The organism is Corynebacterium sp. (genome assembly GCF_012838985.1).
Lineage (GTDB): Bacteria > Actinomycetota > Actinomycetes > Mycobacteriales > Mycobacteriaceae > Corynebacterium.
Window position 1 is genome coordinate 15,904 of the sequence record NZ_DUOE01000181.1, and the last position, 15,567, is coordinate 31,470.

General features: G+C 67.4%; 16 protein-coding genes. 9 read left to right on the top strand and 7 right to left on the bottom strand.

The window, feature by feature from the left end; all coding sequences use genetic code 11:
* Positions 1 to 26: 26 nt before the first annotated feature.
* The 4 genes from lipB (at position 27) to GXZ33_RS10315 (ending at position 4,403) form a co-directional block, all read left to right on the top strand.
* Positions 27 to 782 (top strand): lipoyl(octanoyl) transferase LipB, encoded by a 756-nt coding sequence (gene lipB / locus GXZ33_RS10300; protein ID WP_291340944.1) that lies wholly within the window; start codon positions 27 to 29, stop codon positions 780 to 782.
* Positions 783 to 825: 43 nt separating this feature from the next.
* A complete protein-coding gene (gene lipA, locus GXZ33_RS10305; protein ID WP_291340945.1) occupies positions 826 to 1,869 on the top strand; it encodes a lipoyl synthase in 1,044 nt (347 codons plus the stop codon).
* A 33-nt stretch (positions 1,870 to 1,902) separates the two neighbouring features.
* Positions 1,903 to 2,691: a DUF4191 domain-containing protein gene (locus GXZ33_RS10310; protein ID WP_291340946.1), complete on the top strand. Its 789-nt coding sequence runs from the start codon at positions 1,903 to 1,905 to the stop codon at positions 2,689 to 2,691.
* Positions 2,692 to 2,783: 92 nt separating this feature from the next.
* Positions 2,784 to 4,403 (top strand): aspartate:alanine exchanger family transporter, encoded by a 1,620-nt coding sequence (locus GXZ33_RS10315; protein WP_291340947.1) that lies wholly within the window; start codon positions 2,784 to 2,786, stop codon positions 4,401 to 4,403.
* Here GXZ33_RS10315 and GXZ33_RS10320 read toward each other — a convergent pair.
* Entirely contained in the window at positions 4,400 to 4,876 is a 477-nt protein-coding gene (locus GXZ33_RS10320; RefSeq protein ID WP_040086283.1) for an RDD family protein, read from the bottom strand. The two genes, GXZ33_RS10315 and GXZ33_RS10320, sit on opposite strands and share 4 nt — an antisense overlap.
* A gap of 175 nt (positions 4,877 to 5,051) precedes the next feature.
* On the opposite strand from GXZ33_RS10320, the gene glnA (GXZ33_RS10325) reads away from it, so the two are divergent.
* Positions 5,052 to 6,488, top strand: coding sequence for a type I glutamate--ammonia ligase (gene glnA, locus GXZ33_RS10325; RefSeq protein WP_291340948.1), 1,437 nt, complete (start codon positions 5,052 to 5,054; stop codon positions 6,486 to 6,488).
* 113 nt (positions 6,489 to 6,601) lie between these two features.
* On the opposite strand, the gene GXZ33_RS10330 is transcribed toward glnA (GXZ33_RS10325), so the two are convergent.
* Together GXZ33_RS10330 and GXZ33_RS10335 are read right to left on the bottom strand one after the other, a co-directional pair.
* Positions 6,602 to 7,165, bottom strand: coding sequence for an NAD(P)H-dependent oxidoreductase (locus GXZ33_RS10330; protein ID WP_291340949.1), 564 nt, complete (start codon positions 7,163 to 7,165; stop codon positions 6,602 to 6,604).
* Between the two features lie 72 nt (positions 7,166 to 7,237).
* Positions 7,238 to 7,807, bottom strand: a complete 570-nt coding sequence (locus GXZ33_RS10335; RefSeq protein ID WP_291340950.1) for an NAD(P)H-dependent oxidoreductase — start codon at positions 7,805 to 7,807, stop codon at positions 7,238 to 7,240.
* Positions 7,808 to 7,933: 126 nt separating this feature from the next.
* Between GXZ33_RS10335 and GXZ33_RS10340 the strand changes: the two genes are divergently transcribed.
* Entirely contained in the window at positions 7,934 to 8,722 is a 789-nt protein-coding gene (locus tag GXZ33_RS10340; protein ID WP_291340951.1) for a DUF1206 domain-containing protein, read from the top strand.
* Here the strand turns inward: GXZ33_RS10340 and GXZ33_RS10345 are convergent, their stop codons facing one another.
* The 3 genes from GXZ33_RS10345 to GXZ33_RS10355 are packed head-to-tail and all read right to left on the bottom strand — an operon-like array spanning position 8,723 to position 11,299.
* Entirely contained in the window at positions 8,723 to 9,469 is a 747-nt protein-coding gene (locus GXZ33_RS10345) for an ABC transporter ATP-binding protein (RefSeq protein ID WP_291340952.1), read from the bottom strand.
* Complete coding sequence (locus GXZ33_RS10350; protein ID WP_291340953.1) at positions 9,466 to 10,308, bottom strand: metal ABC transporter permease; 843 nt, start codon at positions 10,306 to 10,308, stop codon at positions 9,466 to 9,468. The genes GXZ33_RS10345 and GXZ33_RS10350 overlap by 4 nt, the downstream gene beginning before the upstream one ends.
* Before the next feature lie 25 nt (positions 10,309 to 10,333).
* Positions 10,334 to 11,299, bottom strand: coding sequence for a metal ABC transporter substrate-binding protein (locus GXZ33_RS10355; RefSeq protein WP_291340954.1), 966 nt, complete (start codon positions 11,297 to 11,299; stop codon positions 10,334 to 10,336).
* 355 nt (positions 11,300 to 11,654) lie between these two features.
* On the opposite strand from GXZ33_RS10355, the gene GXZ33_RS10360 reads away from it, so the two are divergent.
* From GXZ33_RS10360 to GXZ33_RS10370, 3 genes are all read left to right on the top strand, one after another.
* The gene (locus GXZ33_RS10360) at positions 11,655 to 12,815 is read left to right on the top strand and encodes a tyramine oxidase subunit B (RefSeq protein ID WP_291340955.1); all 1,161 of its coding nucleotides are present in this window, start codon (positions 11,655 to 11,657) and stop codon (positions 12,813 to 12,815) included.
* Between the two features lie 39 nt (positions 12,816 to 12,854).
* Entirely contained in the window at positions 12,855 to 14,291 is a 1,437-nt protein-coding gene (glnA, locus tag GXZ33_RS10365) for a type I glutamate--ammonia ligase (RefSeq protein WP_291340956.1), read from the top strand.
* A 377-nt stretch (positions 14,292 to 14,668) separates the two neighbouring features.
* Positions 14,669 to 15,028: a zinc ribbon domain-containing protein YjdM gene (locus tag GXZ33_RS10370; protein ID WP_291340973.1), complete on the top strand. Its 360-nt coding sequence runs from the start codon at positions 14,669 to 14,671 to the stop codon at positions 15,026 to 15,028.
* Here the strand turns inward: GXZ33_RS10370 and GXZ33_RS10375 are convergent.
* Positions 15,025 to 15,555, bottom strand: coding sequence for an NUDIX domain-containing protein (locus tag GXZ33_RS10375; protein ID WP_291340957.1), 531 nt, complete (start codon positions 15,553 to 15,555; stop codon positions 15,025 to 15,027). The two genes, GXZ33_RS10370 and GXZ33_RS10375, sit on opposite strands and share 4 nt — an antisense overlap.
* Between the last annotated feature and the right edge of the window lie 12 nt (positions 15,556 to 15,567).

Consider the following 15,567-nt stretch of genomic DNA (forward strand, 5'->3'; position numbering starts at 1 on the left):
CCCGGGACCGGTACCCTGGTCCCATCATGACTGCACCCCGTGAGCCCTTCTTCCCCGCGGACCGTTCGATCCGTGCGTCCGGTGAGCCCCTCGAGATCCGTCACCTCGGTCTCGTCGACTATCAGGAGGCCTGGGATCTGCAGGCCAGGTTGGCGTCGCAACGCGCGGCCGGGGAGATCGGTGACCAGGTCCTCATCCTGGAGCACCCCAGCGTCTACACGGCCGGCAAACGCACGCAGCCGGAGGACCGCCCGACCAACGGGCTGCCCGTCGTCGACGTCGACCGGGGTGGCCGCATCACCTGGCACGGGGAGGGCCAGCTGGTGGCCTACCCGATCATCCGGCTGGCTGAGCCGGTCGACGTCGTCGACTATGTCCGTCGCCTCGAGGAGGCGGTGATCGCGACGGTGCGGGAGGCGGGCGTCGACAAGGCGGGGCGTATCGACGGCCGTTCCGGTGTCTGGGTCCCCGCCGATGAGACGCGCCGGGACCGGAAGGTCGCAGCCCTGGGCATCCGCGTCACCCGTGGCGTGACCATGCACGGGCTGAGCCTCAACTGCTCGAACACGCTCGAGCACTACGAGCACATCGTGGCGTGCGGCATCGACGACGCCGACGTCACCACCCTCAGTCTGGAGCTGGGGCGGGAGGTGGGCGTCGGGGAGGTCACGTCGTCGCTTGTCGACACCCTGACGGCCGCCCTCGCCGGTGAACTCGCCGTCGCGGACCACACCTTCGCCTCGGCGCCGGATCCGACGAAGATCGCGTCGGCAAGCCGCTGACCTCTCAGTTTATGCCTATCAGTAGAAAGAGTATGGTGGCGTTGTGACTATCGCACCTGAAGGACGCAAGCTTCTCCGGGTGGAGAAGCGCAATGCGCAGACCCCCATCGAGACCAAGCCCCGCTGGATCCGCAACGCGGTGAAGACCGGCCCCGAGTACGAGGACATGAAGAAGAAGGTGGCCGGGGCCTCCCTGCACACCGTGTGCCAGGAGGCGGGCTGCCCCAACATCCACGAATGCTGGGAGTCCCGCGAGGCGACGTTCCTCATCGGCGGAGCCAACTGCTCCCGCCGCTGTGACTTCTGCCAGATCAACTCCGCGAAGCCGGATCCGCTGGACCGGGACGAGCCGCGCCGTGTCGCCGAGTCCGTCCGTGAGATGGGTCTGAACTACTCCACCATCACCGGCGTGACCCGCGACGACCTCGAGGACGAGGGCGCCTGGCTCTACGCGGAGGTCGTCCGCCAGATCCACGAGCTCAACCCGAACACCGGTGTCGAGAACCTCGTGCCGGATTTCTCGGGCCGCCCGGAACTGCTGGAGCAGGTCTTCGAGTCCCGCCCCGAGGTCTTCGCCCACAACCTGGAGACCGTGCCGCGCATCTTCAAGCGCATCCGCCCGGCCTTCCGCTACGAGCGTTCCCTCGACGTCATCCGCCAGGCCCACGACTACGGGCTGATCACCAAGTCGAACCTCATCCTCGGCATGGGCGAGACCGTCGACGAGATCCGCGAGGCCCTCACCGACCTGCACAGCGCCGGCTGCGACATCATCACCATCACGCAGTACCTGCGCCCCGGCCCCATGTTCCACCCGATCGACCGCTGGGTGAAGCCGGAGGAGTTCGTCGAACACAAGGACTTCCCCGAGGACCTCGGCTTCGGTGCCGTCATGTCCGGCCCGCTGGTACGCTCCTCCTACCGCGCGGGCCGTCTCTACTCGCAGGCGATGGCCGCCCGCGGCCGGGAGATCCCGGACCACCTCAAGCACCTGGCCGAGACCTCGCAGGGCAGCACCGACCAGGAGGCCACCACTCTCCTGGCCAAGTACGGCCCCTCCCAGGACACACCGGTCACCTCGCGTTAGGCACGCACCGGACCCTGACCTAAAGTAGAGGCCATGGCAGACGACAAGCAGAAGGCGGCAGCTAAGGCCGCGAAGGCAGAGGCACGGGCCGCCAAGCGGGCGAAGAGCAGGGAGACGCGCTCCCAGCTCTGGCAGGCGTTCAACATCCAGCGCAAGGAGGACAAGCTCCTCGTCCCGCTGATGGTGCTGTCCGTCGTGGGCGTGGCCGCCCTCTTCTTCCTCATCGGCCTCGCCTGGGGTGGACAGTGGTTCATGCTCGTCCTGGGTATCGGCCTCGGCGCCGTCCTGGCGATGTACCTCTTCTCCCGCCGCCTGGAGAAGACCATGTACGACCGCGTCGGCGATCAGCCGGGTGCCGCCGGTTGGGCGCTGGACAACCTGCGCAACACCGTCGGCATCGTGTGGCACACCAAGCAGGGCGTGGCCATGAACCGCTCCCTGTCCGCGATCGTGCACCGCGTGGTGGGCAACCCGGGCATCGTCCTCGTCGCGGAGGGCAACACCAACGCGGCGAAGGAGCTGGTCAACCAGCAGAAGCGCCGCCTCGACCGCCTGGCCGGTGACATCCCGGTGTACGAGATGTACGTCGGTGACGGCGAGGGCCAGGTGCCCCTGAAGAACCTGCAGCGTGAGCTGCTCAAGCTGCCCCGCAACTACCGCAAGAACGAGGTCTACTCGGTCAACGCGAAGATCGAGGCCATGGACACCATCGGTTCCTCGCAGCCGGGTGGCGGCCTGCCGAAGGGTCCGCTGCCGAAGGGCGGCAACCTGTCCGGCATGAACCGTCGCATGCGTCGCGCCAGCGAGCGCCGCGGCAAGTAATCTCTCTGCCTCCCGGAACGTCCTGTGATTCCCGTCTAAGGGGAGCACGGGACGTTCTGCCGTTCCGGGGTCCGTCTGACACTATGTATTCCGTGAACATTTTCGTGGAGAACCCTCTTCTCGCCCTACTCGTGATCATGGCGGTCGGTCTGTTCCTGGGCCGTCTCCGGATCTTCGGGTTCCGTCTCGGCGTCGCCGCCGTCCTCTTCGTCGGTCTGGTGATGGCGGCGATCGAGCCCGCCATCCAGATCCCCCCGTTGATCTACATCGTCGGTCTGGCGTTGTTCGTCTACACGATCGGTCTGGAGTCGGGGCACGACTTCTTCGCGACGTTCCGCTCCAAGGGCCTCCGCAACAACACCCTGGCCATCGGCGTGTTCACCGTCATCACCGCCTCCGCCTACGGGCTGGTCAAGCTCCTGGACATCAACCCGGTGACGGGTGCCGGCATGTTCACCGGCGCGCTGACGAACACCCCCGCCATGGCCGCGGTGGTCGACGCCCTGCCCTCGCTCATCACCGACAGCGGTGAGCTGCGTGCAGTGGAGCCCCTGCCGCTGGTCGCCTACTCGCTGGCGTACCCGCTGGGTGTCATCGTCGTCATCATCGCCATCGCGGTGCTGGGCAAGATGTTCCGCGTCGACCACCAGCAGGAGGCCATCGACCACGGGGTGGCCATCCACGAGCTCTACACCCGCCGCATCCTGGTGCAGCGCGATGATCTCCACGCCATCGCCGATCTCCCGGAGGATCTGGGCCTGGAGGTCATCGTCTCCCGCCTCGAGCGCGACGGTGACCAGCGTCTGCCGGGTAACGGTGCCTGGGCGAAGCCGGGCGACGTGCTCTCCGTCGTCGGCACCGCAGAGGAGCTCGACCGTGCCGTGGAGCTCATCGGTGAGGCCCTGCCGGGTGATCCCTTCCACGGCCACGACCTGGACTACCGCCGCATCTTCGTCTCCAACAACGACCTGGTCGGCATCCCCCTGTCGAAGCTGCGTCCGCAGCTCTCGGGCATGCTCATCACCCGTGTGCGTCGCGGTGACCACGACATGGTGGCCACCCCGGAGACCATCCTGCAGCTGGGTGACCGCGTGCGCGTCGTCGCGGCGCACGAGCGCATGGGCAAGGTCACCCGCCTCTTCGGCGATTCTTATCGACGTCTCTCCGACGTCAACCTCCTCCCCCTCGTCATCGGCCTCGTCATCGGCGTGGCCGTGGGCATGATCGCCGTGCCGCTGCCGGGTGGGGCGTCGCTCAAGCTGGGTACCGCCGGTGGTCCGCTGGTCGTGGCACTCGTCCTCGGCGCACTGGGCCGTTCGGGCCGCATCGTGTGGCAGATCCCCTACGGCGCCAACCTGGCGATGCGTCAGCTGGGCATCACGCTCTTCCTGGCCGCCATCGGCACGACCGCCGGCGCGGGTTTCCGGGCGGCGCTCTCCGACCCGACGTCGCTGACGATCATCGGCGTGGGTGCGCTCATCACCCTGCTCATCTCCGTGCTGGTGCTGGTCATCGGCTACAAGGTGCTCAAGCTGTCCTTCGGTGAGACGGCGGGCATCCTCGCGGGCATGCAGACGCACCCGGCGGTGCTCTCCTACGTCTCTGACGTGACCAGGAACGACCTGCCGGCGATGGGGTACACGTCGGTGTACCCGGTCTCGATGGTCGCGAAGATCATCGCGGCGCAGATCCTGCTGTTCATGTTGATCTAGCCGCGGATGACGGCGGTGCCGGTGGCGCGGTCGTGGAGGCCGCGGCCGTCGGAGTCGACCATGGCGGCCGGGAGGATGAGGCCGGTGAGCAGGGTGCGCATGACGGCGCGCCAGAGGCCGACCTTGGCGCCGCCGACGTCGACACGCGCGACACCCATGCCGAGCAGCATGTGGCCCGGGGTGCGGGCGAAGAGCCAGCCGAAGATGATGCCCAGGATGACCCAGAAGATATAGACCACGGTGCCGGTGCCGCCCAGGGCGTGGGAGTAGTTGGTGAACACGATGGCCAGGCCGAGGCAGATGAACCAGTCGATGAGGACTCCGCCGGTACGGCGGGCCACGGAGGCCAGCGAGCCGGGACCGGTCTCGGGGAGGCCGAGTTTCTCGCCGGGGTACCTGCCGGGTGCGAAAGGGTCCTCGTGTTCGCCGGGGATCTGGGGGCCGTCGAGCCAGCTACGCTTGGGGTTCGCCATACCGTAGACATTAGCCGGGGGCGTGCGGGCAGGGGAAACCCAGTTTTCCCCCGACTATTGATCGGTCAACAGATAACAGTTTAGAATGAGCGACAGGTAATAGGGAGCGGTGCCCGCACCTGTAGACTGGCTGAGATACCGCACGACCGAGAGCGTCAACAACCAAGGAGTCATCGTGGCCTTCAACACGATCGAAGATGTCGTCAAGTACATCAAGGATGAAAACGTCGAATTCGTCGACGTCCGCTTCACGGACGTCCCGGGCACCGAGCACCACTTCACCATCCCGGCCTCGATGTTCGACGAGGAGGCTGCGGAGGAGGGCCTCGCCTTCGACGGCTCCTCCATCCGCGGATTCACCACGATCGACGAATCCGACATGAACCTCCTGCCGGACATCAAGACCGCGAAGATCGACCCCTTCCGTGAGGCCAAGACGCTGAACATCAAGTTCTTCGTCCACGACCCTTTCACCCGGGAGCCCTTCTCCCGCGACCCCCGCAACGTCGCCCGCAAGGCCGAGGAGTACCTGGTCTCCACCGGCATCGCCGACACCTGCTTCTTCGGTGCGGAGGCCGAGTTCTACCTCTTCGACACCGTGCGTTTCGAGACCTCCACCAACGGCGGCTTCTACGAGGTCGACTCCGACGAGGGCTGGTGGAACCGCGGCAAGGAGCGACGCCTCGACGGGCAGCGCAACCTCGGCTACACCAACCGCGTCAAGGGCGGCTACTTCCCGGTCGCCCCCTACGACCAGACCGTGGACATCCGCGACACCATGGTGCGCCACCTGCGCAACGCCGACTTCGAGATCGAGCGCTTCCACAAGGAGGTGGGCACCGGCGGCCAGCAGGAGATCAACTACCGCTTCAACACGCTGCTGCACGCAGCCGATGATCTGCAGACCTTCAAGTACATCATCAAGAACACCGCCTTCAACGCCGGCAAGACCGTCACGTTCATGCCCAAGCCGATCGCCGGGGACAACGGCTCCGGCATGCACGCCCACCAGTCGCTGTGGAAGGACGGGGAGCCGCTCTTCCACGACGAGTCCGGCTACGCCGGTCTGTCCGACATGGCCCGCTACTACATCGGCGGCATCCTGCACCACGCAGGTGCGGTCCTGGCCTTCACCAACCCGACGCTGAACTCCTACCACCGCCTGGTCAAGGGCTTCGAGGCCCCGATCAACCTGGTGTACTCCCAGCGCAACCGCTCCGCCGCGATCCGCATCCCGATCACCGGCTCCAACCCGAAGGCCAAGCGCATCGAGTTCCGCGCCCCGGACCCGTCCGGCAACCCGTACCTCGGATTCGCCGCGATGATGCTCGCCGGCCTCGACGGCATCAAGAACCGCATCGAGCCGATGGCCCCGGTGGACAAGGACCTCTACGAGCTCCCGCCGGAGGAGGCCGCCGCGATCCCGCAGGCCCCCACCTCCCTCGAGGCCTCCCTGGCCGCCCTGGAGAAGGACAACGACTTCCTCACCGAGGGCGACGTCTTCACCGAGGACCTCATCGAGGCCTACATCCAGCTCAAGTACGACAACGAGATCACCCCGGCCCGTCTGCGTCCGACGCCGCTGGAGTTCGAGCTGTACTACGACTGCTAGTCCCCCGCTCATCGACGCCCCCCGCGGGGTGTTCAGCCGGGCAACACAACAATACCGCGAAGGCCCCCTGGGAGAGTTCCCAGGGGGCCTTCGCGGTACGAAGTGGTTGACGCTCAGGCCTCGACGGTGGTGGCGGCGCGCTCGGCGGCGTCGATGAGCTCGTCGGCGACGTCCGCGAGCATGGCAGCACCGTGCTCACCCGGGGTGAACACGAAGTCCGGGAAGTGGTCCTGGAAGGTGAACTCGACCTGGGCCGGGGTGACGATCATGCCGACGCGGGTGACGATGTCGTTCCAGTGGGAGATGGCACTGCGGGCGGCGCCGGATCCGTAGCCGATGAAGCTGACCGGCTTGCCGGTCCACTCGGCGAAGAGGAGGTCGTAGGCGTCCTTCATCGGGCCGGGGATGGAGGCGTTGTACTCGGGGGTGACGAAGATGAAGGCGTCGTAGCCGCCGATGAGCTCGGCCCAGGCGAGGGTCTTCGGGTCGGTGTAGGCGCCGTTCTCCACCATGCGCGGCGGGATGGCTGTGTTCGGGTTGAGGTCCTGCTCGAGGAGGTCGACGATCTCGTAGGTGTGGCCGTCGTTGCGGGCCTCGAGCTGGTCAACGGCCCACTGGCCGATGCGGCGGCCGTTGCGGCCCTCGCGGATGGAGCCGACAAACACGGCGATCTTCATGTTTTCCCTTTCCTTAATGATGCATCAACATTAACGTCGCTGCGGACCGTCCACCAACTTTCGTGACAACCGTCACGCCCCGACCTCGGCGCCGGCCTTGGCGCGGTCGGCGGCATCGACAAGCTCGTCGGCGAGGGCGTGGAGCATGGCCGCACCCCGCTCGCCCGGGGTGAAGACATGGTCCGGGAAGTACTCGCCGAAGGGGAACATGGCGTCGGCGGCCAGGTTGACCATGCCGACGCGCTCGGTGATGTCGCGCCAGTGCTTCACGGCGCCGATACCGCCGCCACCGCCGTAGGAGATGTAGCCGACCGGCTTGTTCTGCCACTCGATGTGGAGCTGGTCGTAGGCGTTCTTCATCATCGCCGGCACGGAGGCGTTGTGCTCGCCGTTGACGAAGAAGTAGCCGTCGAAGCCGGCGATGAGCTCGGACCAGGCGGTGGTCTTCGGATCCTCGTAGACACCCTGCGCCATGCCCGGGAGCACCTCCGCGGTCAGCGGGTCGATGTCCTGGTCCAGGAGGTCGACGATCTCGTAGGTGTGGCCGTCGTTGCGGGACTCGAGCTCCCGCAGGGCCCACTCACCGACGGTGCGGGCGTAGCGGCCCTTACGGACGGATCCGACGAAAATGGCGATCTTCACGTTGTGACTCCTCAGCATGTTTGTTGACGCGTCTACCCTAACACCATGTTGTAGACATGTCAACATCAGGGGAGCAATTGCGTCACGACGGTGGCCCGGCGCCAGCGGACACGCTTGAATGGACTTATGAATACACGCACCGCCGCCAACCGCGCGAACCAGCACCCCGCCGTGAAGATGCTGGCCCGGGGCGGCTTCATCGTCCTGGGTGTCCTGCACATCCTCATCGGCTGGATCGCCGTCCGGATCGCCACCGGCTCCGGCGGCGGGGGGGCCTCGAACTCCGGCGCCCTGGCCACCATCGTGGAGGCCCCGGGCGGACAGATCCTCCTGTGGGTCGCGGTGGCCGCGCTCGCCGCACTCGCCCTGTGGCGTCTGACGCAGCTGTTCACCGAGGAGGAGCTGAAGGACAGGGCCAAGGGCGGCGTCCTCGCCGTCGTGTTCGCCTCCCTGGCCTTCACGACGTCCACCTTCGCCGCCGGCGGCCGCACCTCCGACGGCGACACCGCCACCGACGTCACCGCCCGGGCGCTGGCCCAGCCCTGGGGCGCGGCGCTCGTCATCATCGCCGGGCTCGTCGTCCTGGGAGTCGGCCTCTTCAGCATCTGGCACGGCGCGACGAAGGGCTTCAAGAAGGGACTCGAAGCGGGTGCCGGGGCGGGCGACGTCGGCACCGCCATCGTCGGCGCGGGCATGGCCGGCTACATCGCCCGTGGCACCGCCTTCGCGATCCTGGGCGTGCTCATCGTCATCGCCGGCTGGCGGTCCGACCCGGAGCAGGCCGCTGGTCTCGACGCCGCGCTGCGCACCCTCGGCGAGCAGCCTTTCGGCGCGGTGCTGCTCATCATCATCGGCGTCGGCCTGGCCCTCTACGGCCTCTACTCCATCGCCCGCGCCCGCTACATCCGGATGTAGCTAGCACTCCTCGTGGGGGCTGTCGATGAACAGCCCGTCATGCTCGTGGAGTTCGCCGAGGTTGTAGGCGTCCCGGAGGTTGGCCTCCGTGAGCACCTCCTCCGGCGGCCCGGAGGCCACCACCCGCCCCGACATGAGCACGACGTGATCGGCAGCCCGGGCCTCCGCCAGGTCGTGCGTGGTGAGCACGACGGTGCGCCCGTGATCCGTCTCGTCGTGGATGATGTCGTCGATGATGCGGGCGGAGACGATGTCGAGGCCGGTGAGGGGTTCGTCGAGAAGCAGGACGTCATGGTCCTGCGCCATGCCCTGCGCGACGTAGACGCGCTGACGCTGACCACCGGAGAGCTCCTCCAGGTGGCGCCTGCCGAGGTCGGTGACGTTGAGCCGCTCCATGACCTCGTCGATGCGCCGCCTGTCCGCGCTGCGGAAACGTCCGAACCAGCCGGAGCTCGGGTAGCGGCCCATGCGGACCACCTCCCGGACCGACAGGGGCACACCCTCCGGGAAGGACACCGACTGCATGACGTAGCTGATCCGCTCCCGCGGATAGGCCACCTCCAGGGTGCCCGCCTGCGGCTCGATGAGCCCGCCGATGGCGTGCAGGAGCGTGGACTTGCCTGAACCGTTCGGACCGATGATGGCGGTGAGCCTGCCCAGCGGGATGCTCACGTCCGAGGGACGGACGGCGACGACACGCTCATAACCGAGCTGCAGGCCGGTGCCGACGGCGAGATCACCCGTCATGCCGCCACCTCCCTGGTGACGAAGCGACGACGCAGGTACTGGTACTCCATGATCACCAGGAAGGCGGCGATCGGGACCAGCGCCATCGTCGCGGCGGCGGCCGTGCCCAGATGGAAGGACAGGACCAGACCCGTGACGACCGAGACGGCGCCGATGAGGGCGGACACCGCGATCATCGTGGGGATCGACCGGGACAGCAGCGCCGCCGTCGCCGGCGGGGCGACGAGCAGACTGAAGACGAGCATCGTACCGACGGCCTGGAAACTGCCGATCACGGACGTCGCGATGAGCACCAGCAGCAGCGCGTGCGTCAGCTTCGGACGCATGCCCAGCGACTCCGCCTTGACGGGCGAGAACGACAGCGCCATGAGCGGGCGGTAGAGCAGCAGCGAACCGAGGATGACCACCACCGCGAGCACCGCCTGCTGGCGGATCGCGTCCCACGACACACCCAGGGCGTCACCGAAGAGGATGCTGGTCAGAGAGCCGGAGTAGGAGTCGGAGCGCGAGATGATCACCACACCGAGCGCCATCATGCCGACGAAGAGCAGGCCGATGGCGGTGTCCTCCTTGAGGTGCGTGTGCCGGTGGATCACCTCCACCGCACCGACCATCACGGCGGCCGCGACGGCGGCCCCCAGGAGGGGGCTGAAGTCGAAGACGACGGCGGCCGCGATACCCGGCAGCACTCCGTGGACGAACGCGTCGCCGAAGAAGCTCATGCCGCGCAGCACGAGCCACACGCCGACGGTGGCGCTCATCACGGCGGCGATGAGCCCACCGATGAGAGCCCGCTGCTGGAAGCCCAGCAGGAACGGGTCAAGAAGCCAATCAATCACGAACTAACTCTAGTCCTCTGCTACCTCAGGCCAGTGCCTCGGAGATGAGACGGGCGTTCTCCCTCATCATGCCCTGGTAATCGGCCGCCGGTCCGTCCTTCGGGCCGACGGAACCCTCGTAGAGGGAGACGACCCGGACCTCGCCACCGACCTCGGCGGCGAGGGCGTCGACCAGGCGCTGGTTGACGGCGGCGTTGGTGAAGATGACCCGGACGTCTTCCTCGCGGATGACGTCGGCCAGGCCGGCCAGCTCCTGGGAGCTGGGCTGGGCCTCGGTGGAGCCGCCCGGGATGACGACGCCGGCGGAGTGGAAGCCGTAGGCGTTGTTGAAGTAGCCGAAGGCCTCGTGGTCGGTGACGATGACGCGGCGCTCCTCCGGGATGTCGGCGAGCGCGTCGCGGACCTCACCGTCGAGGGCGGTCAGCTCCTCGGCGACCTCTGCGCCGCAGGTGGCCCATTCATCACTGCCTGTGAGGGCGGCGACCTTGTCGCCGACCTGCTGTGCCGCGGCGGCCATGCGGGAGACGTCGAGCCAGAAGTGCGGGTCGTACTCGCCGTGGGCATGCCCCTCGTGACCCTCGTGGCCGTCGTGCCCGCCCTCATCCCCGTGGTCCCCGGCACCCCAGGGCAGCGGGTCGATGTGCTCGGCCACGCGGAAGACCTCCGTGCCGTCGGCGGCGACCTGCTGGAGGGAGGCGTCGAGGCCACCCTCGAGGCTGAGTCCGTTGGCGACCACGAGGTCGGCCTTGACCATGTCGGCGACCTGCGCGGAGGAGGCGGAGAACTGGTGCGGGTCGGCGTTGACCGGCATGAGGGTGTCGGCGGTGCCGCCGGCGCAGGCGGCGATCTGCCCGACGACGGACCCGAGGGGGGTGGTGGTGGCGACGATGGAGACATCGGTCGGGCCGCCGTCCTCGGCATTCGAGCAGGCGGTGAGGGCGAGGACTGTGGCAGTGGCGGTGGCCAGGCCGATGGCGATGCGTGCCCGCATGGGGGACTCCTTGGTTTCTTATTGAAAAGCTACTGAAAACTATTTCCAATAGTACTCCGGAAAGTCGCCCGACACCACCCGGAGCGGGGAAGGTGGCGTCGCCAAGAAACTCCGCCACCACCACCAGGATGGGGGTGACGTCCGAGGTCTCCCCGATTGCCCACCTCACCTGGATTGATCGCCCACCGCCCCGGCCTCCCGCCGGAGTCGGAAGGTTTTACTTATGTATGGTGGAGGGCTGAAGACTCCATCGCATGACTTTGTCACCGGGTACACGGCGGTCCACGTCTTCACGGGCCGCACGCCAGATCCGCGTGCCCGGGAGCGCCGCAGACCCCCTTGGAAAGAGGTATATGTGAGCTCCCCCTACGCAGACACCCCGCGTATCGACACCCTGTGGCTGTCCGAGCCCGACATGATCGAGGCCGGCGTCACCGACTCCGCCGCGTGTGTCGACACCATGGAGGAGACCCTGATCCTGCTGGCCGACGGCGACTACCGCATGGCCGGTGCCTCCGCGAACTCCCACGGCGCCCAGATCAACTTCCCGAAGAATCCCGAGCACGAGGGCATGCCCGCCGACGGCCCCGACCGTCGCTTCATGGCCATGCCGGCCTACCTCGGAGGCCGCTTCCGCGCCGCCGGAGTCAAGTGGTACGGCTCCAACGCCGAGAACCGCAACCACGACCTGCCGCGGTCCATCCACATCTTCGTCCTCAACGACGCGGTCACCGGTGCCCCGCTGGCGATGATGTCCGCGAACCTGCTCTCCGCCTACCGCACCGGCGCAGTCCCGGGCGTCGGAGTGAAGCACCTGGCCGTCGAGAACGCTGAAGAGGTCGGCATCATCGGCCCCGGCGTCATGAGCCGCACCATCTTCGACGCCGCGCTCTCCCAGCGCCCGTCGATCAGGCGCGTGAAGATCAAGGGCCGCTCCGCCGGTTCCACCCAGCGGGTCGCCGAGTGGTTCACCGAGACCTACCCGCAGCTCGAGTCGGTCACGGTCGTCGACACGGAGCAGGAGGCCATCGAGAACTCCGACATCCTCATCGCCGGCACCTCCACCTCCCCGGACGGCCCCTCCGGCTTCCCGTACTTCAAGAAGGAGTGGATCAAGCCCGGCGCGCTCATCCTGTGCCCGGCCGCCGCCCGCTTCGACGAGGACTTCATCACCTCCGACGAGGCCAACCTCGTCGTGGACTACACCGGCCTGTACGCCGAGTGGTTCAACGAGAACGGCCCCGACGTCACCTACGAGAAGCTCCTCGGCATCCCCGGCAACCGCTGGTGGGACATGTCCGAGGAGGGCATCCTGCCGAAGGAGCGCCTGGTCAACATCGGCGACATCGCCGCCGGCCGTGCCCCGGGCCGCGAGAACGACGAGCAGATCTTCTGCTACTCCATCGGCGGCATGCCCGTCGAGGACGTCGCCTGGGCCTGGGACGTGTACCACAACGCCCTCGAGAAGGGCCTCGGCACCAAGCTCAACCTGTGGGACACCCCCACCCTGAAGTAAGCACCTGAACACCACCATCTAGGAGCCCTGACACCCGTCGTGTCTTTCCCATCCACCGCTGACCTGATCGACTTCATGCGCGATGAGGGGGTGGAATTTCTGGACATCCGGTTCACCGATGTCCCCGGAACCGAACACGCGCTGACGGTCCCCGCCTCGGCACTGACCGAGGAGACCGCAGCCGAGGGCTTCGCCTTCGACGGCTCGTCGATCGCCGGTTTCACCTCGGTCGACGAGTCCGACATGACCCTCCTGCCGGACATCTCGACGGCCTACGTGGACCCGTTCCGTCACCGGAAGACGGTGAACATGCAGTTCTTCGTCCACGACCCCTTCACCCGGGAGGCGTTCTCGCGCGATCCGCGCAACATCGCCCGCAAGGCGGAGGAGTACATGCGTGCCTCCGGCATCGCCGACGAGTGCTTCATCGGCGCCGAGGCCGAGTTCTTCGTCTTCGACTCCGTCCGCTACTCCACTGACGTGCACCGTTCCTTCCACGAGGTCGATTCCGACGAGGGCTGGTGGAACTCCGACGCCGAGACCATGATCGACGGCTCCCCGAACCTGGGCAACAAGATCCGCGTCAACGACGGCTACTTCCCCGTCGCCCCCTACGACAAGACGATCCCGGTGCGCGACGAGATCGCACACAACCTCTCCCAGGTCGGTTTCGAGATCGAGCGTTTCCACCACGAGGTCTCCACGGGCGGCATCCAGGAGGTCAACTACAGGTTCAACACGCTCCTCCACGCGGCGGATGACCTGCAGAAGTTCAAGTACGTGGTGAAGAACACCGCCGACGCCCACGGCAAGGTCGCCACCTTCATGCCGAAGCCGCTTCTCGACGACGGCGGCTGCGGCATGCACGCCCACCAGTCCCTGTGGAAGGACGGCAAGCCGCTGTTCTACGACGAGGAGGGCTACGCCGGCCTCTCCGAGACGGCCCGCCACTACATCGGCGGCCTGCTGGCCCACGCCCCGGCGGTGCTGGCGTTCACCAACCCGACCGTCAACTCCTACCGTCGCCTCTACTCCGGTTTCGAGGCCCCGGTCAACCTCGTGTACTCCCAGCGCAACCGCTCCGCGGCGATCCGCATCCCGGTGACCGGCCCCTCCGCCGCGGCCAAGCGCATCGAGTTCCGTGCCCCGGACCCGTCGGGCAACCCGTACCTCGGTTTCGCGGCGCAGCTGCTGGCCGGTCTGGACGGCATCAAGAACCGCATCGAGCCGGGCGACCCGGTGGACAAGGACCTCTACGAGCTGGAGCCGGAGGAGGCCGACAAGGTCCCGCGCGTCCCGCACTCCCTGGAGTCCTCGCTGTTCGCCCTGGAGAACGACCACGAGTTCCTCACCGAGGGTGACGTGTTCACCGAGGACCTCATCGAGGCGTACATCGAGCTCAAGTACGACAACGAGATCAACCCGATGCGCCAGGGCCCGACGCCGAAGGAGTTCGAGCTCTACTTCAACTGCTAGGTTCGGCGGTCATGCGGCGCAGTTATGTTCTCGGGGCGACGGAGGCGCTGGACCTGGACGCCGTGCGGCGGGTCCTCGCGCGCCACGACCATGATGCGCCGTGGGTGCTTCTCGACGCCCGCCCCGTCCTCGACGTCTCCTGGTTCGGGGAGGGGGCGGTGTCGTTCTACGCCACCACTCCCCCGCTGCTCCCCGACGCCGCCCTGGCCCGTCTCCTCTTCGATCTGGGGTCCTGCGGGCTGCTGCTCGGGGTGTCGCCGGGCCCGCCGGATGTGGTGGTCTGCGGGGGTCACAGCACCCCGGAGGAGGTGGCCAATCCGGGGGAGATCGTGGTCGCGGTGCATGATCCGGAGCAACTCAATGCAATAATGACCGGCATGAGCGACACTAACTTCCCGCCCTGCCCGGAATGCAACAGCGAATACACCTACGAGATGGATCCCCTCCTGGTCTGCCCCGAGTGCGGCCACGAGTGGAACCCGGACGCCCCCGCCGCGGATGAGGCCGCCTCCGATGAGCCGGTGATCCGGGACTCCGTCGGCAACGTCCTCGCAGACGGCGACTCCGTGACCGTGGTCAAGACCCTCAAGGTCAAGGGTGCGAGCCAGCCGATCAAGGCCGGCACCACCGTCCGCAACATCCGCCTCATCCCGCCGGTCGACGGCCACGACATCGACGCCCGCGTCGACGGCTTCGGCCAGATGAAGCTGAAGTCCTCGATCGTGAAGAAGATCTAGGCGTCGCGCTTGCGGTAGCCCATCCGCGGACGGAATCCGCCCGGGTGCTTCATCTGGGCGACGGCGTCCGCGATGACCATGCGGTAGCGCGGGGAGATCGGCGGCAGCTGGGAGATCTCGAACCAGCCGACGTCCGTGGACTCCTCGTCGCCGACCGCCGGGGTGTCGTCACCGACGACGCTCAGACGCATCGACGTGTCCATGTAGCGGGCGACGTCCCCGTTGCCGTAGGTGACCGGCTCGATGGCGCCGACGCCGAGGAGGGCCTCCACGCGGGCGTCGAGAAGCGTCTCCTCCTTGACCTCCCGCACGGCGGTGACCTGGGGATCCTCCCCGGGCTCGCAGATGCCGCACACCGGCGTCCAGGCGCCGTCGTCGGCGCGCTTGACCAGCAGCACCTCCGGGACGGCCCACAACGGGGCGCCCGGCGGCACGTCGCGGACGACGACCGCGGTGACGGCGGGCAGCCACAGTTCGTCGTGGCCGACCTTCTCGCGGAGACGGAGGATGAAGTCAGGGGTGGGCACGTGGGGGTCCTT

What these genes read in the sequence shown, in the direction of transcription:
- lipB (WP_291340944.1), top strand. Translation starts at nt 27, where the DNA reads ATGACTGCACCCCGTGAGCCCTTCTTCCCCGCGGACCGTTCGATCCGT.
- GXZ33_RS10310 (WP_291340946.1), top strand. Translation starts at nt 1,903, where the DNA reads ATGGCAGACGACAAGCAGAAGGCGGCAGCTAAGGCCGCGAAGGCAGAG.
- GXZ33_RS10320 (WP_040086283.1), bottom strand. Translation starts at nt 4,876, where the DNA reads ATGGCGAACCCCAAGCGTAGCTGGCTCGACGGCCCCCAGATCCCCGGC.
- GXZ33_RS10330 (WP_291340949.1), bottom strand. Translation starts at nt 7,165, where the DNA reads ATGAAGATCGCCGTGTTTGTCGGCTCCATCCGCGAGGGCCGCAACGGC.
- GXZ33_RS10340 (WP_291340951.1), top strand. Translation starts at nt 7,934, where the DNA reads ATGAATACACGCACCGCCGCCAACCGCGCGAACCAGCACCCCGCCGTG.
- GXZ33_RS10345 (WP_291340952.1), bottom strand. Translation starts at nt 9,469, where the DNA reads ATGACGGGTGATCTCGCCGTCGGCACCGGCCTGCAGCTCGGTTATGAG.
- GXZ33_RS10355 (WP_291340954.1), bottom strand. Translation starts at nt 11,299, where the DNA reads ATGCGGGCACGCATCGCCATCGGCCTGGCCACCGCCACTGCCACAGTC.
- GXZ33_RS10370 (WP_291340973.1), top strand. Translation starts at nt 14,669, where the DNA reads ATGAGCGACACTAACTTCCCGCCCTGCCCGGAATGCAACAGCGAATAC.